Here is a 19,862-nt window from a genome sequence, read left to right as displayed (position 1 = left end):
ATCATTGTAAGCGTTAACCTTGTTGACGTCCAGATATAGAGAGAAAACGACTTACATAACGATTGCAGAAGGGAGGGCGTTCCTCGCGGGGACAACCGCAATACTGTCCGAACAATAATGGATCACTTTCAGTTGTACTTCGGTTGATTGTCGCCTTTTGCGGTAAATCCATATTTTCATAGTCTTGATAAAGGGATGATTTAGATGAAATATTTGCTTCTTGTCAGTCACGGTGATTTCTCCAGTGGCTTAAAGCAAACCTTGGGTATGTTTGCGGGCGATGATGCGATTGGTTCTGTCATTGCGGTTGGTTTAAAACCCGATGAAGCAGCTTCAACATTTGGAACACGGTTTGAGGCATTGCTAAAGACCCTGCCAGAGGATGCAAGCTTTGTTGTTCTGGCAGATATTGTCGGCGGTAGTCCACTCACAACGGTTTGCAACATTTTGAACGACCATGGCAAGCTGCAAGATACGCTTGTTCTTGGCGGGATGAACTTCCCAATGGCGTTAACCACATTGATGTCGAAAGACAGTTTAGATAACTCAGCGTTAAAAGAAAAAGCATTTTCAGAAGCAACCGCGGCCATCAAAGAATTTCAGACGACCTCATCAGAAGCTTCTGACGATGACGATATTTAAGGAGTGAGCAAAATGGCAATTTCGTTTGTACGTATTGATGATCGCATGATTCATGGCTTGATCACGGTTCGTTGGGGCAAGGAATACCCGATGGATGGGATTATTGCGGTAAACGACAAAGCGGCAAACAATCCGATTTTGAAGGAAGCCTATATGGCAGCGTCTGACAAGAAGACCTTCGTTTGGACGTTAGATCATTTTGACAAGGTTAAGGATAAGGTGTTGAACTCAGCAACCAAGTATTTTCTCATCACCAAGAGTCCTCAAGATATGAAAAAGATCTTGGTCGATATGAACTTCAAGCCGGGTGACATTAAAACAGTTGTTGTCGGTCCAGGTAATGATCGCGACAACGCGGTCAAACTCGGAGACAATCAGTCGTTTACCCAAGAGGAAGGCGATGCCTTTGAAGCGATTGAGAAGGCTGGTTATAAAGTTGAGTTTGCGCTGTTGCCAGATCAGCGGATTGGTAGTTGGGACAAATTCAAGTCACGCTTTGGGTATTAATGGTTGAACAATAACGCGCTCGCAGTTGCAGAAACCTGCACATAAGGACCTTGGTCGCAATGACCAAAGAGCAGTCATCACGTCCAAGGCTGCTTATGTTCCGGTTTCTAAACGCTTCTGCTCGCGCTCACAATAACGCGCTCGCCAGCGCTGAAGCCTACGTGTAAGGACCTTGGTCGCAATGACCAAAGAACGGTCATCACGCCCAAGACCGCTTACACTCCGGTTTCACCCGCGCTGGCTCGCGCTCACAAAAAAGGAAGGTAAGAAAAATGACAATTAGTTGGTTTCAAGCAGCTATTTTAGGTGTTTTCGCTTGCTTATGTTCCAACTCATGTATGGCTGGTCAAGCGGTTGGTAATTATACCATTGGCCGTCCATTGGTTGGGGGTCTTGTCTGTGGCATTATTCTAGGTAATCTTCAGTTAGGGATTGCCTGCGGGGTTGCGATGCAGTTGGTTTATATCGCATTGGTTACCCCAGGTGGTACTGTTTCTGCCGATGTTCGTGCTATTTCTTATATTGGGATCCCTCTAGCAATGGTTGCGATTTCTTCGCAAGGATTGAATCCGCTGGGTGGCGGTGCTGCTAACTTGGCTAAGTCAGTTGGGACATTAGTCGGAACTGTCGGGACGGTTTTGTACTACGCTGTTGCAACAATGAACCTGGTTTGGCAGTCCTTTGGTTGGAAAGACGTTCATAATGGCAAGCTTGATAAATTAACAGCTGTTAACTTTGGCTGGCCTTGGATCTCACATGCATTGTTCTCATTTTTACCAACAATGTTACTCACATACTACGGTGCTACGGCGGTTACAGCTTTGCGTAGTGCCTTACCAATGGACGGCATTGCCATGAAGACACTGTTCACGGTCGGCGGCATGCTGCCATGTGTCGGGATTGCGATTCTGCTTCGGCAAATTGTTGGTAAAGCAGCTGATTTCATTCCGTTCTTAGTTGGGTTCACACTTGCTGCTTCACTACACTTGAACTTAGTCTCAGTCACAGTTGTATCGTTACTGTTTGCGGTTATTATTTATGAAATTGAGATGTCTGGTTCTAACAACACACCTTCAAAGGGTAGTGCAGCACCAGCAGATGGACCAAGTGACGATGATGATGAGGAGGATATTTGATCATGGAAACGACAAATGACATGAAAAAGCTTGATCACAAAACACTGACAAAATCTTTTCATCGTTGGTTCTGGGGTGCGTTGACCTGCTTCTCACAAGAACATATGCAGACTTTTGGGTATATGGCATCAATGCTGCCAATTCTCAGAAAACTGTATCCAAAACATGATGACCAGGTCAAAGCCATTCACGCTTACACCGCGTTCTTCAACACCAACCCAATGCTCGGGACCGTGATTGTGGGGATCACGGCCAGCATGGAACAGGCGCGTGCGAACGGTAAAGAAATTGACGGCGAGACCATTAACGATATGCGTGCTGGCCTGATGGGCCCAATCGCTGGTATTGGTGATTCATTGATTGATGGGACATTGATTCCCATTCTCTTAGGGATTTCCCTTGGTATGTCGACTGGTGGTTCACCAGTCGGGGCGATTTTCTACATTGTTGCCTGGGTATTGATGGCTTACTTTGGTCAACGTTTCCTTTACTTCCGTGGTTATCGCTTCGGTGATCAAGCGGTTAGTTTCTTAGTTGGTAAACAAGGCGCGGCTGTTCGTCACGCTATCGGGATTGTCGGCAGTATGGTTGTTGGTGGGGTTCTGGCATCATGGGTTAACGTCACAACATCACTCAAATTACGCGGTGCTGATGGCAAAGTCTTCCTGAATCTGCAAGACAAGCTGAACAGCATCTATCCTGGTTTGCTGACAGTACTTGTAACATTATTCTGCTGGTGGTTGATGGCGAAGAAGCATGTTTCAGCTATCTGGACCATGCTGCTACTCGTTGTTGTTTCGCTCGTCGGTGTTCTAGTTGGTTTCTTCAACCCTGGCCTGTCTTACTAAACTACGAACGTGTATGGAAGAAGGAAAATCAAAATGACAATTGACGAAATGACTAAGGGATACGAAAAAGAAGTTGCGTATCAGAAGCATATGTTGAAAAACCTAGGCTACTGGTTTCAACTTTGCACCATTCTCAGTGGCGTTGGCATTGTTCTGATCTACTTCTTCCATGGCAAGACCTTGTGGTTAAACATCGTTGGCATTGTGCTCTTAGTCCTGGGTGCACTGGGGATGTTGATGTTCGGGTATTCAGGTTGGAAAGGGCAGCAGAATGTTCGGGCGGTGGTTGACGACTATGACAAGAAAATCAAATATTTTCAAAAGAAGGTTCGTCAGCAGACGGGCATTACGCCCAAAGCCAAATAGCTCCTGTTGTAGGTGACTTTAATTGTAGATACTTCATTTATCAGTGATAAGTGCAACTATGGCAGGACTGAGAAGTCGGTGAGATTCAGTTCTCATCGACTTTTTTTGTCGTAAGGCTACTTAGCAAAATGTGGTAAATGGACAGCGGCAACCAGAAGATTTCATGTATATGAAATGCGTCAAACAAATAGGAGGATGAATAAAGTTGGAAATGGATGAAAAGAAACATTACAAGATGTATAAAAGCAAGAGTGTATGGGTATTTGCCTGCTTATCAACATGTCTTATCGTTTCATTTTTTAATGACGGGCAAAATGTAAGCGCTGCTACAAGTGCTTCGTCTACCCAAATTAGTCAAACAAACACTGGTAGTCAGCCTAATAATGAAACGACAGGTGAGACGGCTCAGTCTTCAGTCAATAGTACGGCAACTGCATCATCATCAAGTGTCGCTGATTTGCCGAGTTCGAGCGACAGCAAGTCATCAATTGGTAGTACAATCAGTCAACCAACTGTTGATAAAAAAGAGACTTCCAAAAGCGATACTGCTGACAATGATTTGACAAAATCTGTAACAACGAGTGATTCAGACAAAGCGCTCCCCACTTCGAAAACCACGTTGCCGACAAGTAATGAACAAGTACAAAGTAGTGTGGGACAATCTCAAACTGACCAATCAGCATCGTCCGCAACAATTGCAACCAATGCAGTCACCTCTGACGTCAGTCAAAACGATCAGTATAATGAACCATACCGAAACCAGTATCACTACTCAAGTAGCCAGAATTGGATCAATGATCCTAATGGTCTTTTTTATGATAGCAAGACGGGGCTTTACAATCTGTATTATCAGTACAATCCGGAAGGTAATCAGTGGGGCAATATGTCTTGGGGCCACGCCGTCAGCAAGGACTTAATTAATTGGACACAAGAGGACGTTGCCATTCCAATGCTACAGAATCAGGGGTGGGAAGACTTTACGTATACCAACACAACTGGTTCGCTAAAAGATAAAGGCGAAGTTAGATATGTTGGTGTACCAACAACAAATTGGGGTGACGCTGACGGCAAAAAGGCTATTTTCAGTGGCTCGATTGTTGTTGACACTAACAATGTCAGTGGCTTAGGAAAAGACGCCATTCTGGCTTTCTACACTGCTGATTATCAGATCGCAACTAGAAAAAATGATGGTGCTGAAGACGGATGGGGGACCTGGATTGGTTTAACAGAAATTCAGGAGCAACATTTGGCTTACAGCCTCGATGGTGGCAAAACGTTTATTCAATATTCGAAGGATGGTAATGCAGCTAATCCCCAGGCAATCATTCCAACCAGTATGAACCAAGGAGGAGATGCCGCCAACTTCCGCGATCCAAGCGTGGTCTACGATGCGGTTAACAAACAATACTATTTGACAGTTGTGTCTGGTCAGCAAGCCCTCATTTATAAATCTAGCAATCTGTTGGACTGGACATATGCTTCTAAGATTGAACGTGAAAATGATGTTGGTAATGGCGTATGGGAATGCCCATCACTGGTACCGATGAAGGTAGCTGGAACAAATGAAACAAAGTGGGTCTTTTGCATCAGTGTCCAACAAGGCGCACATGCCACAGGATCTGGGATGCAATATTATGTTGGTAATATGACAGCCGACGGAACTTGGGTACCTGAGAGTTCAAAAACGTTGCAAAATCCAATGACGATGGATTCAGGAGAGGATTTTTATGCGGGTATTCCTTTCTCCAACATGCCTGATGGTCGAACGGTTATGTTGGCTTGGCAGTCGAATTGGAGTTATGTGGACGAGGCCAAAACTTCACCTTGGTCTGGCAATATGACACTTCCTCGTGAGCTGAGCCTCAAAAAGAATGCTGATACAACAGACGGGTACTTGCTGACGAATACTGTGGTCAAAGAAATTGCTAATAACGAAGAGGCCAATGTTATTAACAAGGCTGAAAGTAACTTTACGGTTTCGCGTTCCGATGAGCAAGTCCAGTACGAAGGCAAACAATATAAGATAAGTGCAACTTTTTCTTGGGACGAAGCTGACAAACCGAAATCAGTTGGCTTTAAGTTGCGAGTATCTGATGATCAAAAATATGACATGATCGTTGGGTATGATTTAACTACGGGATTATTGTACGTTCAGAGACTCAATACCGGTGAACCCAACATGGGAGCACCACGAGACAAAATGAACGCAACAGTGAATGCGGATGGATCAATTACAATTACGGTTTATGTTGACGAAACAAGTATCGAAGCCTTTGCGAATGATGGGGAAAAGTCAATTACCCAAAATTTCTTTATGCGGCCGGAAAATATTGGGGACCAAGCCACAACAGGCGTCTATGTGTACTCGAACGATGGCACAACAAAGATCAGCGACTTAACTATCAATCCAATTACTTCAATTTGGAACAGTACTGGTCAACTAACTGAAAAATTTGTAGATGAAAATGGAAACACTATAGCCAGTGATAAAATTCAGACCGGTCGTGTAGGACAAAGCTACACTTCTGAGTCAGCAACGATTCCGGGCTATGTTTTTGTAAAAGAAAATACTGACCATATTAATAGCAACCAGTTGTATACGACCCAGAATCAAACGATTACTTATACCTATCGTGCGTCTCAAGCGTCTGTTGTAACCAAGGATACAACGTTAGCAGCAGGCCCATCAGCCGCTTGGAACGCGGCCGATAATTTAGTAGGCGCTACAGACGCAGACGGCAATGCTTTGGCTGTGTCTGATTTAACTGTCAACGGTGCAGTAGATCCAAAGACACCGGGAACTTATACGGTAACGTATAGTTACACCGATGCGACAGGCAACAAAATTAGTAAAAAAGCCACAGTGACAGTCATCGCGTCCAAGGCTGATATTGTGACTAAAGATACAACAATGGTCGCAGGAGCATCGACTATTTGGAACGCGGCTGATAATTTTGTGGAGGCTAAGAACGCAGATGGCAATGCTTTGACTGTTTCCGATTTAATGATCAATGGAACAGTAGATTCAAAGACGCCGGGAACTTATACGGTAACGTATAGTTACACCGATGCAGCAGGCAACAAAATTAATAAGGAAGCCATCGTGACAGTCATCGCGTCCAAGGCTGATATTGTGACTAAAGATACAACAATGGTTGCAGGCCCATCAGCCGCTTGGAACGCGGTCGATAACTTTGTTGAGGCTACAGGCGCAGATGGCAATGCTTTGGCCCTTTCTGATTTAACCGTCAACGGTGCAGTAGATCCAAAGACGCCGGGAACTTATACGGTAACGTATAGCTACACCGATCCAGCAGGCAACAAAATTAGTAAGGAAGCCACCGTGACAGTCATCGCGTCCAAGGCTGATATTGTGACTAAAGATACGACAATGGTCGCGGGTCCATCAGCAACATGGAACGCGGTCGATAACTTTGTTGAGGCTACAGGCGCAGATGGCAATGCTTTGGCCCTTTCTGATTTAACCGTCAACGGTGCAGTAGATCCAAAGACACCGGGAACTTATACGGTAACGTATAGTTACACCGATGTAGCAGGCAACAAAATTAGTAAGGAAGCCATCGTGACAGTCATCGCGTCCAAGGCTGATATTGTGACTAAAGATACAACAAAGGTTGCAGGCCCATCAGCAACATGGAACGCGGCTGATAATTTAGTTATCGCTACAGATGCAAAGGGCAATGCTCTGGCCCTTTCTAATTTAACCGTCACCGGATCAGTAGATTCAAAGACACCGGGAACTTATACGGTAACGTATAGTTACACCGATGCAGCAGGCAACAAAATTAGTAAGGAAGCCACCGTGACAGTCATCGCGTCCAAGGCTGATATTGTGACTAAAGATACAACAATGGTTGCAGGTCCATCAGCCGCTTGGAACGCGGCCAATAATTTAGTTAGCGCAACAGACGCAGATGGCAATGCTTTGGCCATGTCTAATTTAACCGTTACCGGTACAGTAGATCTAAAGACGCAGGGAACTTATACCGTTACGTACACTTATACGGATGTTGCTGGTAACAAGATCAGCAAAGAAGCCACAGTGACGGTTTTAACAGAAAAAGAGACAAACATTGAAGACAATACCGGATCCAGCATTTCTAACGATCGCGAGAATCCCCCTGCTTCGATTACTGGCAAAGGCGGAGACGACATACATCAAAACGCAAAGACAACAATGACCAAAAAGAAAACCGAGACATTGCCACAAGCTGGGAATCACGTCAATGAGTTAGCGATTGTTCTTGGACAAATGATCTTAGCAATTTGCGTAGGAGGTATTTTATGGTTAAAGAGGCGGGTGAAGCGAGTCTAAAATAATCAAGTGATTATCTGATACGGTCAGATCGCTTGTAGATCTAAAAACTCAAGGATTTATCTGGCACTGACAGGATAAACTAAGAGACATAGCTGGCCATTTTGCAAAAGCGAATGCTATACTAAAGACAGCAAAAAGCCGTTGTGCGCTAACACAACGGCCGGGCAAATGCCCTTGCAGAGCCAGCTAACAAGCAGTGGCACGCAGGATTAGGCAACTAACAGCCGCGAAACCCGTGTGAAGGAAGCGCGGCTTTTAGTTTGCCTATTTTTCTCGAAATGCTTCGAGCGCCTGTATGAGTTCGTGAACTGCTAGAAGCAGCTTGGTCGTTGCTGACAATTCAGAGGTTTATCCGTCATTAGGTAGGATAAAAACTGAAAGATACAACTAGCCATTTTCCAGAAGAGCATGCTATACTAAAGACAGCAAAAGCCGTTGTGCTCGAACACAACGGCCGGACAAATGTCCTTGCAGAGCCATCAAACAAACGGTGGCACACAGAATTAGGCAACCAAAAGTCGCGACATTCCGGTGAAGGTTGGCGCGGCTTTTAGTTTGCCTATTTTTCTCGAAATGCTTCGAGCGCCTGCATAAGTTCGTGAACTGCTAGAAGCAGCATGGTCGTTGCTTTGATCAATCGTGTGAACACGATGATCAGCACTACCAATGAACATACACAGGCTGTGATCGTTGTGATGATAGCGATCACCGGCAAAACATGACACCTTTCTTTTAAAAGTGTGGGTTATAGGAACTAGTCCCATAGGCACCACCTACTTTCCGAATCAGGCACCACCGCTCATTATCCTTCTCTGCTGGCTTCAGTTTATCAGAGTCACTTCCAGCGTGACGACCTTGCGTAGAACAACGAATGTTATATCGTGCTTTTTAAATTTATTGAGAAACGCTCAGTCACTGAGCATATACGTCTTAATATTGATAACTTTTTGATGGATTATTTTTCTCTATGAAATTTGATGAACGTTAATAACAAGCAGCCAAAACAAATTTTTGCAACCCAAAAACGACGATCTTTGCGGATCGTCGTTTTTTGATTGCGTCTGACAGGGGAATCAACTAGGCGGCGTGGGAGGTCGGTAGTCTGATTGAAGGGGCTACCGTTACCCGATTATTGCAACTGTTCTTGATTTAAGTGAAAAAATTCAAGGGCTTCATCATAGTTGCTAAAAGATGCCGTGACCAAGTCGAAAATATCAGCATCTATCGGGACTGGATTTTCAATGCGATAAACCGCTAAGCCTGCGTTTTTAGCGGATAAAATGCCGTTCTTAGAATCTTCAAAAGCGACAACTTCATCCGGTGGGAAACCGGATTTGGCGATGGCCTGCAGATAGATTTCGGGATCAGGCTTGCCATGTTGCGTCTCGTCGCCGAACAAGGCGAATTGAAAATAGCTAGCTAAATCGAGCTTTTCTAAAATCGCCTGGGTTTCGTTTCGATAAGAGGAAGTGACCAAGCCATAACTGATTTGGTGGTGGCCGCAAGCTTTAAGGAAGGCACGCGTACCTAGGATGAGTTCAAAATTGCCGTGCTGAACCAGCGCTGTTCGCTGTTTCAAAAAGGCCGAAAAGAGTGTATCAAACGGAAAGCCTGTCCCATAGTGGTCCGTGAAAGTTTGTTGAATACCGCTCATGGGCATGCCAAGAATGTGACGATAAAAATCAACCGTAAGATGATAGCCATTATCGGCTAGTAACTGGTCCCAGATGGCATAGTATTTGGCTTCAGAGTTAATCAGTGTCCCATCCATGTCAAAGAGAATACATCGCACAGACCAACGACCTCCTTTTTAGCTGAACTTAACCTGATCAGACCGTGACAACTTCTGTTTGCGCCGTCAGCTGATCTTTAATTTTGGCAGGTAAGCTGTTGTCAGTGATTAAGTAATCAATATCATGCCAATTTGCATACTGGGAAAGTGATGAGGAACTAGCTTTTGAACTGTCCGCTAAGACGAAGTTCAGTCGACTGTTTTGAATGATCTTGTGTTTAATTTCGACATCGTCAAGACTGTTTGAACTTGGACCATTGTGCTCAGCGAAGCCGGATGTGCCTAAGAATGCCATGTCCATCCTGATTTTTTCGATGAAGCCGAGTGTTTGTGTGCCCATTGTCGCAAACGTCAAAGGATCGACCGAGCCGCCAACACTGATGAGATGATTTTGACTGGTCACGAGTTCATTCACAACAGGCATGGAGTTTGTGATGATCGTATGGCCAGCCGTTTCTTTTAACAGACTTGCAAAGGTCAGCGCCGTGCTGCCGGCATCAATAAAAATAGTTGAGCGCTGGGAAACATAGGACAGCGCTTTTTTGCAGATGGCCAGTTTTTGTTCGTGAAAACTGGCCATTCTTTGTTCAACTGGCGGAATATTGAAATCCTGAACGGGCATCACTGCACCGTACCATTTCTTGACGGCACCAGAATCGTCGAGTTCCTGCAGATCGCGCCGAATTGTTTCGCGAGATACGTTGAAATAAGTGGCTAACTCGGTGATCTTCATGGTTCCTTGATGTGAGATCAGATCAACGAGCTGTTTTTGTCTGTCAATGGCACTTAATTTTGCCATGGCTAATCACCTTCTCGCTTTCGATTGTAGCAAATACAACGCAACAACGCCACGATTTGTTGATTATTAAACATAAAATGTGGAAATTTAAACATTTTATGTTGCAAGATACACATTAGCCGGCTATACTGAACTTGTCAAAAGGAATATCAGCCTTGAGGAGGAGAATTCTTATGAAGTTGCAACTTGCATTAGACGATATCTCGCTTGTAGATGCGTTGGTTCTGGCCGAAAAAGTTCGAGACTATGTCGACATTTTTGAAATTGGCTCCCCGTTTATCATCCAAGAAGGGATGCGCGCCGTTCGCGAATTTCGGCGTTATTTTCCGAAAAAAAAGATCCTGGCCGATACCAAGATTATGGATGCAGGCGAGTATGAAGCTGAGCTTACCTTTAAAGCTGGTGCGGACTACTGCACAGTTCTCGGTGTGACGGACATCTTGACGATCAAAGCTTGTCTTGCTGCGGCAAAGAAATATGGCAAGCAAGTCTTTGTTGATACGATCTGTGTGCCTGACTTGAACACCCGCATCAAGGAACTTGAGGATGTTGGGGTTGATAGCATCAGTGTTCATGTTGGCGTTGATGAGCAAGCGGTGGGGCAAACACCTTTGAATGCATTGAAGCAAGTTAAACAACTGAGTAAGCACTCACAGCTGTCAGTCGCAGGCGGCATTAAAGTCAGCACGGTTGACCAGTATCAGGCCCTTGGCGCAGATATCATTATTGTTGGCGGCGGGGTGAATCATGCCGACGATCCTGTCGCAACAGCGAAGGCTTTGGCCGACAAAATTCATTCGCATGAAAATGTAAGCGCTTAATAAGGAGGAATGATCATGGAAGCAAAAAGTTTGAAGACAATTATCAGCGAACTGGATCAATATGCGCCAATGATTGATGACACCCAAGTCGAAACTGTTGCCAAGATGGCTTTTCAAGCAAATCGGATTTTTGTCGGCGGTGCAGGCCGCTCTGGTTTTGCAGGTCGCGGTTTTGCTATGCGGCTCATGCATTTGGGATTGCACGCCTATTTTGTCGGGGAAACCACGACCCCATCAATTGGGGAAGGCGACCTACTTGTGATCGGTTCTGGTTCCGGATCGACAGGCAGCTTGGTGGTTGATGCTAAGAAGGCAAAAGCGGTGGGCGCTAAATTGGCAACGGTGACGATTTATCCAACAGCCGAAATCGGCAGTCTGGCCGATGCGATCATTGCGATTCCTGGCGAAACGCCTAAAAACGAAACAGGGGCAGCCGACACTGCTCATTCGGTGCAACCAATGGGGACCTTGTTTGAACAGCTCAGTTGGTTAACTTATGACGCCATTATTTTGGAATTAATGAAATTAACTGGCGAGACGACGGACACGATGTTTCCTCGTCACGCTAATTTGGAATAGGCCACTTAAACTGATGCCATGACTTGTTTGGAATCGTGAATAGTTAAAAGCGCTAGCAATTGGACAACTGTCCAAGGCTAGCGCTTTTAATATGAAATGTTTGACGGTATTAATCTAACATTACTCTTTTTGTGCATGACTAAGTGGCACGATCTCAACCTCTCTATCCTGGAATTGTTGCATCAAGGACTTGTCAGTCGAATTCGTTACTAGATAGTCGATTTGCGGTGTCTCTGCAGCAACAAAATGACTTCGCATGCCGACTTTATCCGCGGTTGCGATCGCAATGGTGATGTCTGAACTGTTAACCATTTGATTTTTAACTTGGGCTTCCATTTGCTCAACAAAGGTGACGCCGAGATGTGGGTCAATATTGTAGATACCCATGACGTAGGCGTCAGCATGCAGACTAGTCAACGCATTAATCGTTTCGGCACCCAGACTTGATTCAGCTCGTTTTGACACTAAGCCACCCAACGCAATGGTTGTGATATTGCGCTTGTTTGAGGTTTCAACGGCGATAAGGGGACTATTAGTGATGATGGTTGCTGTGAAATCTGGTGGCAGGTTTTGAACTAACCGTAAATTGGTTGTGCTGCCATCAATGATTAGAACACCATTTTCAGGTAATAGTGGAATTGCTTGTTTAACCAAGGCAATTTTTGTCTCGGTGTCAACCTTCATGCGATGCTCAAAATTGGTCACATCCGGGCCATTACTGATGGCACCGCTTTGAACCCTCAGAAGGAGACCTTTTTGATCCATCTGACGAAGATCGCGGCGGATAGTATCTTCTGATACATCGAATGCTTGGACTAAGTCTGATATAGTCACTGCCTTATTAGCACTGTTCAGTATGCCGAGAATGCGTTCTTGGCGCTCTTTTTTTAACACAATCATTCACCTAGATTCATTGACAACTTATTTTTTGGCGCTCTCTGATTTCGATTATATAGGAGCAAATCGACAAAGACAAATTAGTCTTTGACCAATACTTGCAAAAGTTATAGGGATATTTGCATATAAAACGCAAAAATTACTTGATATATGCAAAAAAAGCGGTTACACTACATTTGCAATCAGAAATTATAAATGAGGAGTGTGTGGTATGACAGAATCATGGCTTGATTTATCAGAGAAGGTCGTCGTTGTCACTGGCGGTAGTATGGGATTGGGCGAAAAGATGGTTGATGGTTTAGCTGCGAACGGCGCTCAGGTCATTTCCGCGGATGTTGTCGAAAATGATAGTCACGCGAATCAAAAGAATGTTGTGAAAATGATTTGTGACGTTACCAGCAAAACATCAGTTGAAAAGATGGTTCAAGAAGTTATTAAACAATTCGGGCATCTGGATGTCTTAATCAACAACGCTGGTGTGAGTCGTCCGCGAATGTTAGTTGATTATTATGGTAAACATCCTGAGTACGAGTTAAGTGAAGAAGACTTCGATTTCATGACCACTGTGAACCAAAAAGGCGTCTTTCTCTGCACACAAGCGGTAGCTCGCGAGATGGTCAAGCAGAAACATGGTGTCATTATCAGTATGTCTTCAGAAGCTGGATTAGATGGCTCAAAGGGTCAGAGCTGCTATTCGGGAAACAAAGCAGCGGTTAGTGCGTTCACACAGGCATGGGCAAAAGAATTAGGTCAATTCAATATTCGTGTGGTAGCAGTTGCGCCAAGTATTAATGAACGAACACCCATGAATAATGATGCCACTTTTAAAGCCTTGGCCTACACACGCGGGCAAGACCCAAATAATGTGTCAGATGACTATGCATCTAAAATTCCTTTGGGTCGTCCAGGTCAGCTGACAGAAATTGCCGATCTCATTTCATATTTAGCATCAGATCATGCTTCATATATTTCCGGTACCACGATTAACATTTCCGGTGCAAAGTCGACCAGATAATTAAATCTGGCTGGTGCGTTCCTTGAGTGAAAGCTTTTAGGACGTTAAAGGAGGATAACAAGATGGAGGCCTCAGGAGTTCCGCAAAAAAAGGTTGATGTCTTAGCTAGAATCAGGAAATTTGGCGGCTATATGAGCGGTATGGTGATGCCAAATTTGGGAGCATTTGTTGGTTGGGGCTTGATGGCAGCATTGTTTATTCCAAATGGTTGGTTTCCAAATGCAGATTTAAATCATCTGATTAAACCGACTTTGGACTATGTATTCCCAATGTTGATAGGATATACCGCTGGCTATAACATTCATGGTCAACGAGGCGGCGTCATTGGGTTGTTTGCTACGTTGGGTGTCATTGTCGGGGCTGATATTACCATGATCAGTGGCGCAATGATCATGGGGCCGTTAGCAGCATGGCTATTAAAAAAGTTTGATAACTGGGTTGATGGAAAAGTTCGACCAGGCTTCGAAATGTTTGTTGATAATTTCTCGTTAGGGATTATCGGCGCCGTTCTTACTATTTTAGCTTATATTTCGATTGGTCCTGCAATTCAGTTTTTAGTAGCAGTTCTGTCGAGTGGTGTTACTTGGGCAACCACCCATAAGTTTATTCCATTGCTATCGGTTTTCATGGCACCTGCACAAGTACTGTTTCTGAATAACGTGGTTAATCATGGTATTTTAGCGCCGATTGGCTATGCACAGGCAGCTGAAGCCGGTAAGTCAATTATGTTCTTAGTTGACACCAATAATGGGCCGTTACTGGGAACTTTATTTGCAATTGCTTTGGCAGGTCGAGGCAAGGCAAAAAATACTGCACCAATGGCAATGTTCATCGCTGGAATTGCTGGTATCGGCGAAGTCTACTTCCCATTCGTATTGGCAAATCCTATCTTAGTATTTGCCACAATGGGCGGATTGGCAGTTTCTTTATTCCTGCAAGTATTAATGGGCGGCGGTTTGATTGGAGTCGCCTCGCCAGGTAGTTTGATAAATATTGCAATCATGACACCCAAAGATGCCATTGTAGCCAATTTTGTATCGATTTTAGCGGGTTTCATAGTTTCAACACTCATAGCGTTGTTCTTACTAAAGACATTCGCAGGCGGTAAAGATGATGATCTGGAGGAATTTAATGTTGGTGGTCGTCAAGTTAAATCAGTTGCTAATTTTGTGCCAGCTGTCGGCGAGACCATTGCCAAAACAACCTCTAAGATTAAAAAGATCATTGTTGCGTGTGATTCTGGGATGGGATCAAGTGCGATGGGTGCGTCGGTATTGAAGAATATTCTGAAAAAATCGGGTTATGCAGATATTTCGGTTGAACATTCTTCTGCTAATCAAATTGCGCCAGATGCAGATCTTGTGATCACTTTAGATTCACTAATTGAGCGAGCAAAACTTGCCGGTGGTTCGGATAGTATTAGTTATCTGCCAGTTAATAATTTTTTAAAGGAAGATGACTACAAACCTGCAATCGATTTTATTGCTTCACGTAATCAGGCAACAGCCACTAAAACTGAAGTAGATGATCCAGATGATTTGGTGCCTACGAAAAACGAAGCTAAAGTCTTACCGAAGGAAAACATTAAGCTTCATCAGCATTTTCGAACACCTGAGGAGGCCATTGAAGCCGCTGGTCAGGTCCTTGCTAGTAATGGATTCGTTGATACCACTTATATCGACGACATGCTGAAACGAAATGAAGATCTCTCAGTGTATGTTGGTAATCATGTTGCGGTCCCGCATGGGTTGGAAACCTCTGATCCGAAGATTAAAAAGTCTGGATTATCCGTTCTGCAAGTTCCTGAAGGTGTTGAGTTTGGACCAGATGAGATTGCTTACGTCATTATTGGGATTGCTGGTAAAAGTGATACTCATTTAGAGATGCTTACCAAAATTTCACTTGTACTGATGGATGAAGCTAATGTTGAAAAGATCCGATCCGCAGAGAGCGAAGAGGAAATCATGGCAGTTTTGAACATTTCCTGATGATATGAACGAGCAGAAAAGCTTATATATTGACACATTCGAAACATGACTAATTAATGCGGTGATACGGGAGGAACGATCATGAAAAATGTACTCATAGTTGGCGCAGGACGTTTAGGCAAAGGGTTTGTTGGCGAAACCTTCTTTAATGCAGGCTGGCACATCACGTTTTTGGACAAAGATCCGCGGGTGATTGATGAGCTGAATAAGACAAAAACTTACGATGTGACAGTTCACACAACAGAAGAAGTTTTTACGCATACTATCAGTAACTTCGATGCTTATTTAATTGACGACCAACAATCAGTGATCGACAGTTTTTTAAAAACTGATTTGGTGATGTTACCGCTATATCCAGTTGACTTTGAGGATGCAGCAAAGGCTTTAGCGATAGGATTCAATCGACAATATGAACTGGATCCCAGCGCGAAAAAAACATTGATTTGTCTGACAAACAGGAATCATATTATTGACCGTATTACCAACTATTTCCGGGACAGTCTTGCGAATGATGATGTTCGTGCATGGTTCGATCAAAACGTTGTCGTGCGTGATTCAATTGTTCGGCGATCAACTGATGCTGTCACCGCCTATGCAACTCATATTGAGACAACCGCAGTTTCTTCGCTGATTATTGAAGGACCAGTTTACAGTGACTTCTCAGACGTAAAATGGTTAGATGTCCGTAAAAATGTTGAAATGCTTAAAGATATAAAAGTCTTTTTGATCAATGGCCCACATGCAACAACTGCCTATTATGGTCATTGGCGTGGTCATGAGAATATTCCAGATGCAGAGGAAGATCCTGAAGTGGAGAAACTCGTCAATGGGGTACATGATGCCACGGTTCAGGCGGTACTCTATGAATATCCTGTCACGCGTGACGACATTCGAGAATTGGAGTTCCTTCCAGCAGCCAAAGATGAGATGGTTGATTCCATCTTTAGAGTTGCATATGATCCAATTCGAAAGACAAGCCCGCATGACCGGTTCATGGGCGTCATTGATCTTTGCCTCAAGTACGACATTGACTATGCGCCCATCACCAAAGCTCTGGCAACAGCATTTGCCTATGTTGAGTCGAGAGATCCGAATGCCGTTAAAATTCAGAAGGATATTCAGAAGAATGGTATTCGACCAACTGTTTCAAAGTATATCGGACGTCCAGAAGATGATGTCGTGGTTGACCGGGTGGTTAATAACTACAAGCAATTGCAACAGGAAGCGACAGCATCAGTTATGACACCGGGAGCTTAATTGAAAAATTCATTTTTTGATGCAGCTGTTGATTACTTGGTAAAAATAATGCGCTACTATCATAACGTTCTGTTTGCTCGATAGTATGGACTATAAGTGTATTAGATAATTAGAAGGCGGCCTCGTCATTCCTAAATTATAAAGGAGTGTCGAGGTCGCCTTTTCCAGTTGTATGTAGAGCAATGGTAGAAGGGTATCAAAATGATTTTGTTATCTTCATTTTTGCGTCAGACAAGCAGTTTTATGGAAAATGATAATTATTGCGGTCTTGCAATGCTGTAGCAACTTTATTAGCGATTTACTGCAGTGATGAAAGATTATGAGGCGTCAGTTGGAGGAGTGACTATATTGAGTATCCCTCCCACTGTGCAATAGCAAGAATAATCGGTTTCAGTGCCATCCCCTCCGCCGTTAAATGATAAGTTGTGACGAGTGGCTGGGTTGTTAGAATATGTTTTTGAATGAAGCCATCTGCGCATAGTTGCGCAAGTTGACGAGCGAGCATCCGAGTTGGACAAGGGGAGACGCTGGCGTTTAGTTCTCCGAAATGCCAGTTTGATTGCTGGATAAAACGATACAGGATAATTCCTTTCCATTTGCCGGAAATTTTTTGAAGCAGGCGGGTTGCGGGACAAGGTTGATTTTGGGTTGAAGAACAAGAAGGCATCATATGCCGACTCCTTTCAAAAGTAGTGACAAAAAGTGCAGTATTGCGATTTCATAGCATCGATTATACCATTGACAAATAGTAAGCAACCATGATTTCTGAGATCAGAGATTTTGTGCTTTTTCATTTGTATCACGCGACTTTTTATTTAGAAAGGATGTTTTTAATTTGAATCAGTTATCGCATACTCAGTATCGTCACTCCACGCGTTTGTTCACCGATCAGGTCATTGACCTTGCAACACTAGAGAACATTATTCGTACGGCCAGTCATGCACCTTCTTGGGAGAATGCGCAACCGTGGAAAGTTTATCTTGCAACGGGTGATACCGTGAAGCAAATTCGTGCGAGTCATGAAAAGGCAGTACAAGATAAGGCTAAGAGTTGGACAGAAGTCACACCTCCACTAGATTGGAAGCCTGATCAACAGAAGAATATTGAACATTGGCAAACAGCTCTTGGTGATTTTTTCAATTCTGACGAACTACAGGCTTTTCACACGGCTGGCAAAAAGCTTTATCATGCTGCCGCTATTGTTTACATCACCATTCCAAAGAATGCATCGGCCTATTTAGCATATGATGCAGGTGCTTTTGGTTATGGCGTGCTTTTGGCAGCAAAGGATGCAGGCATTGGCACGATCCCAGCTTATGAGATGATTCGGTATCCAGATGAAATTCGTGCACACTTCGATATTAGCAGTGACGAGGCGTTGTTGATGGGAATCGCCCTTGGGTACCCGGCTTCTAGCAAGATTAATGATCTTAAAACAGATCGACGACCATTGAAAGACTTTTTACAGATCAAGGATTGAGCGTTAATACTACTTTTCAGAGAATTTCATTTGAACTTTTTGAAACAACGCTTTTTACCCAAAGACACCTGCGACAGTGAGAAAATTCCTGTTGCAGGTGTCTTTTTTTTGTCGTCTTCAACTGGTTAATCCCACTCAGCATGCATCGTCTCAGTCATTCGCCAATAAACAATCAGACTAATAAGCGCACATAGCGAAACATAAATGAAGAAGTAATTTTCGTGATGTGCTTGCTTGAACCATAGTGCGATGTACTCAGTTGTTCCGCCAAACAAGGCGACGGTCAGGCCGTACGGAAAACCAACGCCGAGTGCACGAATTTCGGTTGGAAATAACTCCGCTTTCACAATCGCATTGATGGATGTATAGCCAGTGACAAGAATGAGGCCGACTAACATTAGCAGGAATGCCATCAATGGGGTTTTGGTGGTTTGCATCAGCCAAAATAGTGGGACCGTCAAGACCGTGCTGCCGATCCCGAAAAAGAAGAGCAAGGGGCGTCGGCCGATGTGATCGGATATGTAACCCGCCAAAGGTTGAAGGCACATGAAGATGAAGAGGGCGGCGAAGTTGATTAACGCCACGGTTCCTTTGGGCAAGCCAACCGAATTGATCATGAATTTTTGCATGTAAGTTGTGTAAGTATAGAAGCAGATAGTGCCGCCGAGCGTCAGGCCAACCACGGTCAGGATTTGCTTGGGATACTTAAGTAAGGCGCGTATCGTGCCAGCTGATTGGCGTTGACTGGTGGACATGTGCTGAAACTGGTTTGACTCGTCCATCGATAGTCGCAGCCAGAGAACGAGTAGAGCACCGGCTGCACCGATGGCAAATGGGATGCGCCAACCCCAGGAGCTGAGTTCTGTTTCAGTCAAGTACATCTGCAGGATAATCTGAACCCCAAGTGCGATCAATTGGCCGCTGACTAAGGTGACGTATTGAAAACTTGAATAAAAGCCGCGGCGTGAAGGCTCGGCCATTTCTGACAGGTAAGTAGCGCTTGTCCCGTATTCACCGCCAAGCGACAGGCCTTGAAACAGCCGAATGACCACTAACAAAACAGGTGCCCAAATACCAACTGTCTGATAATTTGGCAATAAGGCAATTAACAGCGACCCGCTGGCCATGATTAGGATGGATAAGGTCAACCCGGCCCGGCGCCCGTGGCGATCAGCATACCGGCCCATCACAAGGCTACCAATCGGCCGCATCAGAAATCCAAGTGCGAATACTGCCGCAGCATCCAACAGTTCACTCGTTGGATCATGACTTGGAAAAAACGAGGGGCTGAAGTAGATAGCAAACGCGGCGTAAACGTACCAGTCGTACCACTCAATCATATTGCCGAGCGATCCTTTAAAAATATTGGATGCGATCTTGCGCGAAGGCTGCATGG

18 protein-coding genes are annotated in these 19,862 nt (G+C 44.3%); 12 read left to right on the top strand and 6 right to left on the bottom strand.

Annotation, left to right across the window (positions count from 1 at the left end):
• Positions 1-204 precede the first annotated feature (204 nt).
• From ACWPAB_RS03945 to ACWPAB_RS03920, 6 genes are all read left to right on the top strand, one after another.
• Positions 205-642, top strand: a complete 438-nt coding sequence (locus ACWPAB_RS03945; RefSeq protein WP_003573527.1) for a fructose/mannose phosphotransferase system IIA component — start codon at positions 205-207, stop codon at positions 640-642.
• Positions 643-654: 12 nt separating this feature from the next.
• Positions 655-1,149, top strand: coding sequence for a PTS system mannose/fructose/N-acetylgalactosamine-transporter subunit IIB (locus tag ACWPAB_RS03940; RefSeq protein ID WP_003563323.1), 495 nt, complete (start codon positions 655-657; stop codon positions 1,147-1,149).
• Between the two features lie 272 nt (positions 1,150-1,421).
• Complete coding sequence (locus ACWPAB_RS03935) at positions 1,422-2,285, top strand: PTS mannose/fructose/sorbose/N-acetylgalactosamine transporter subunit IIC (protein WP_003563326.1); 864 nt, start codon at positions 1,422-1,424, stop codon at positions 2,283-2,285.
• A gap of 2 nt (positions 2,286-2,287) precedes the next feature.
• Positions 2,288-3,133, top strand: a complete 846-nt coding sequence (locus ACWPAB_RS03930; protein WP_003563328.1) for a PTS system mannose/fructose/sorbose family transporter subunit IID — start codon at positions 2,288-2,290, stop codon at positions 3,131-3,133.
• Between the two features lie 33 nt (positions 3,134-3,166).
• Entirely contained in the window at positions 3,167-3,499 is a 333-nt protein-coding gene (locus ACWPAB_RS03925) for a PTS sugar transporter (RefSeq protein ID WP_003563330.1), read from the top strand.
• 205 nt (positions 3,500-3,704) lie between these two features.
• Complete coding sequence (locus ACWPAB_RS03920) at positions 3,705-7,835, top strand: bacterial Ig-like domain-containing protein (protein WP_027111503.1); 4,131 nt, start codon at positions 3,705-3,707, stop codon at positions 7,833-7,835.
• 506 nt (positions 7,836-8,341) lie between these two features.
• On the opposite strand, the gene ACWPAB_RS03915 is transcribed toward ACWPAB_RS03920, so the two are convergent.
• The 3 genes from ACWPAB_RS03915 to ACWPAB_RS03905 all read right to left on the bottom strand — a co-directional run bounded on the left by ACWPAB_RS03915 (position 8,342) and on the right by ACWPAB_RS03905 (position 10,429).
• Positions 8,342-8,512 (bottom strand): hypothetical protein, encoded by a 171-nt coding sequence (locus ACWPAB_RS03915; protein WP_003577674.1) that lies wholly within the window; start codon positions 8,510-8,512, stop codon positions 8,342-8,344.
• A gap of 455 nt (positions 8,513-8,967) precedes the next feature.
• Complete coding sequence (locus ACWPAB_RS03910) at positions 8,968-9,630, bottom strand: HAD family hydrolase (RefSeq protein WP_016381808.1); 663 nt, start codon at positions 9,628-9,630, stop codon at positions 8,968-8,970.
• Between the two features lie 37 nt (positions 9,631-9,667).
• The gene (locus ACWPAB_RS03905; RefSeq protein WP_003563338.1) at positions 9,668-10,429 is read right to left on the bottom strand and encodes a DeoR/GlpR family DNA-binding transcription regulator; all 762 of its coding nucleotides are present in this window, start codon (positions 10,427-10,429) and stop codon (positions 9,668-9,670) included.
• A gap of 173 nt (positions 10,430-10,602) precedes the next feature.
• Here ACWPAB_RS03905 and hxlA point away from each other — a divergent pair, with 173 nt between their 5' ends.
• Together hxlA and hxlB are read left to right on the top strand one after the other, a co-directional pair.
• Entirely contained in the window at positions 10,603-11,250 is a 648-nt protein-coding gene (hxlA, locus tag ACWPAB_RS03900) for a 3-hexulose-6-phosphate synthase (RefSeq protein ID WP_003577679.1), read from the top strand.
• A gap of 15 nt (positions 11,251-11,265) precedes the next feature.
• Entirely contained in the window at positions 11,266-11,829 is a 564-nt protein-coding gene (hxlB, locus tag ACWPAB_RS03895) for a 6-phospho-3-hexuloisomerase (RefSeq protein ID WP_003583219.1), read from the top strand.
• Between the two features lie 120 nt (positions 11,830-11,949).
• Here the strand turns inward: hxlB and ACWPAB_RS03890 are convergent, their stop codons facing one another.
• Positions 11,950-12,729: a DeoR/GlpR family DNA-binding transcription regulator gene (locus ACWPAB_RS03890; RefSeq protein ID WP_016364994.1), complete on the bottom strand. Its 780-nt coding sequence runs from the start codon at positions 12,727-12,729 to the stop codon at positions 11,950-11,952.
• 208 nt (positions 12,730-12,937) lie between these two features.
• On the opposite strand from ACWPAB_RS03890, the gene ACWPAB_RS03885 reads away from it, so the two are divergent.
• The 3 genes from ACWPAB_RS03885 (at position 12,938) to ACWPAB_RS03875 (ending at position 16,986) form a co-directional block, all read left to right on the top strand.
• Positions 12,938-13,741 (top strand): sorbitol-6-phosphate dehydrogenase subunit, encoded by an 804-nt coding sequence (locus ACWPAB_RS03885; RefSeq protein WP_003577685.1) that lies wholly within the window; start codon positions 12,938-12,940, stop codon positions 13,739-13,741.
• A gap of 62 nt (positions 13,742-13,803) precedes the next feature.
• Positions 13,804-15,729 (top strand): PTS mannitol transporter subunit IICBA, encoded by a 1,926-nt coding sequence (locus ACWPAB_RS03880; RefSeq protein WP_003577690.1) that lies wholly within the window; start codon positions 13,804-13,806, stop codon positions 15,727-15,729.
• 81 nt (positions 15,730-15,810) lie between these two features.
• On the top strand, positions 15,811-16,986 hold the full coding sequence (locus tag ACWPAB_RS03875) for a mannitol dehydrogenase family protein (protein ID WP_003577696.1): 1,176 nt from the start codon (positions 15,811-15,813) through the stop codon (positions 16,984-16,986).
• A 343-nt stretch (positions 16,987-17,329) separates the two neighbouring features.
• On the opposite strand, the gene ACWPAB_RS03870 is transcribed toward ACWPAB_RS03875, so the two are convergent.
• On the bottom strand, positions 17,330-17,656 hold the full coding sequence (locus tag ACWPAB_RS03870; protein WP_223602991.1) for a winged helix-turn-helix transcriptional regulator: 327 nt from the start codon (positions 17,654-17,656) through the stop codon (positions 17,330-17,332).
• Between the two features lie 165 nt (positions 17,657-17,821).
• Here ACWPAB_RS03870 and ACWPAB_RS03865 point away from each other — a divergent pair, with 165 nt between their 5' ends.
• On the top strand, positions 17,822-18,466 hold the full coding sequence (locus ACWPAB_RS03865) for a nitroreductase (protein WP_003577702.1): 645 nt from the start codon (positions 17,822-17,824) through the stop codon (positions 18,464-18,466).
• A 125-nt stretch (positions 18,467-18,591) separates the two neighbouring features.
• Here the strand turns inward: ACWPAB_RS03865 and ACWPAB_RS03860 are convergent, their stop codons facing one another.
• Entirely contained in the window at positions 18,592-19,860 is a 1,269-nt protein-coding gene (locus ACWPAB_RS03860) for an MFS transporter (RefSeq protein WP_003577704.1), read from the bottom strand.
• Positions 19,861-19,862: the final 2 nt, after the last annotated feature.

The organism is Lacticaseibacillus sp. 30 (assembly GCF_053819265.1).
Note: the sequence above shows the minus strand (reverse complement) of the source record. Positions and strands in the feature narration are given on the sequence as shown.

What these genes read in the sequence shown, in the direction of transcription:
- ACWPAB_RS03945 (WP_003573527.1), top strand. Translation starts at nt 205, where the DNA reads ATGAAATATTTGCTTCTTGTCAGTCACGGTGATTTCTCCAGTGGCTTA.
- ACWPAB_RS03940 (WP_003563323.1), top strand. Translation starts at nt 655, where the DNA reads ATGGCAATTTCGTTTGTACGTATTGATGATCGCATGATTCATGGCTTG.
- ACWPAB_RS03935 (WP_003563326.1), top strand. Translation starts at nt 1,422, where the DNA reads ATGACAATTAGTTGGTTTCAAGCAGCTATTTTAGGTGTTTTCGCTTGC.
- ACWPAB_RS03930 (WP_003563328.1), top strand. Translation starts at nt 2,288, where the DNA reads ATGGAAACGACAAATGACATGAAAAAGCTTGATCACAAAACACTGACA.
- ACWPAB_RS03925 (WP_003563330.1), top strand. Translation starts at nt 3,167, where the DNA reads ATGACAATTGACGAAATGACTAAGGGATACGAAAAAGAAGTTGCGTAT.
- ACWPAB_RS03915 (WP_003577674.1), bottom strand. Translation starts at nt 8,512, where the DNA reads ATGTTCATTGGTAGTGCTGATCATCGTGTTCACACGATTGATCAAAGC.
- ACWPAB_RS03905 (WP_003563338.1), bottom strand. Translation starts at nt 10,429, where the DNA reads ATGGCAAAATTAAGTGCCATTGACAGACAAAAACAGCTCGTTGATCTG.
- hxlA (WP_003577679.1), top strand. Translation starts at nt 10,603, where the DNA reads ATGAAGTTGCAACTTGCATTAGACGATATCTCGCTTGTAGATGCGTTG.
- hxlB (WP_003583219.1), top strand. Translation starts at nt 11,266, where the DNA reads ATGGAAGCAAAAAGTTTGAAGACAATTATCAGCGAACTGGATCAATAT.
- ACWPAB_RS03890 (WP_016364994.1), bottom strand. Translation starts at nt 12,729, where the DNA reads ATGATTGTGTTAAAAAAAGAGCGCCAAGAACGCATTCTCGGCATACTG.
- ACWPAB_RS03885 (WP_003577685.1), top strand. Translation starts at nt 12,938, where the DNA reads ATGACAGAATCATGGCTTGATTTATCAGAGAAGGTCGTCGTTGTCACT.
- ACWPAB_RS03880 (WP_003577690.1), top strand. Translation starts at nt 13,804, where the DNA reads ATGGAGGCCTCAGGAGTTCCGCAAAAAAAGGTTGATGTCTTAGCTAGA.
- ACWPAB_RS03875 (WP_003577696.1), top strand. Translation starts at nt 15,811, where the DNA reads ATGAAAAATGTACTCATAGTTGGCGCAGGACGTTTAGGCAAAGGGTTT.
- ACWPAB_RS03870 (WP_223602991.1), bottom strand. Translation starts at nt 17,656, where the DNA reads ATGATGCCTTCTTGTTCTTCAACCCAAAATCAACCTTGTCCCGCAACC.
- ACWPAB_RS03860 (WP_003577704.1), bottom strand. Translation starts at nt 19,860, where the DNA reads ATGCAGCCTTCGCGCAAGATCGCATCCAATATTTTTAAAGGATCGCTC.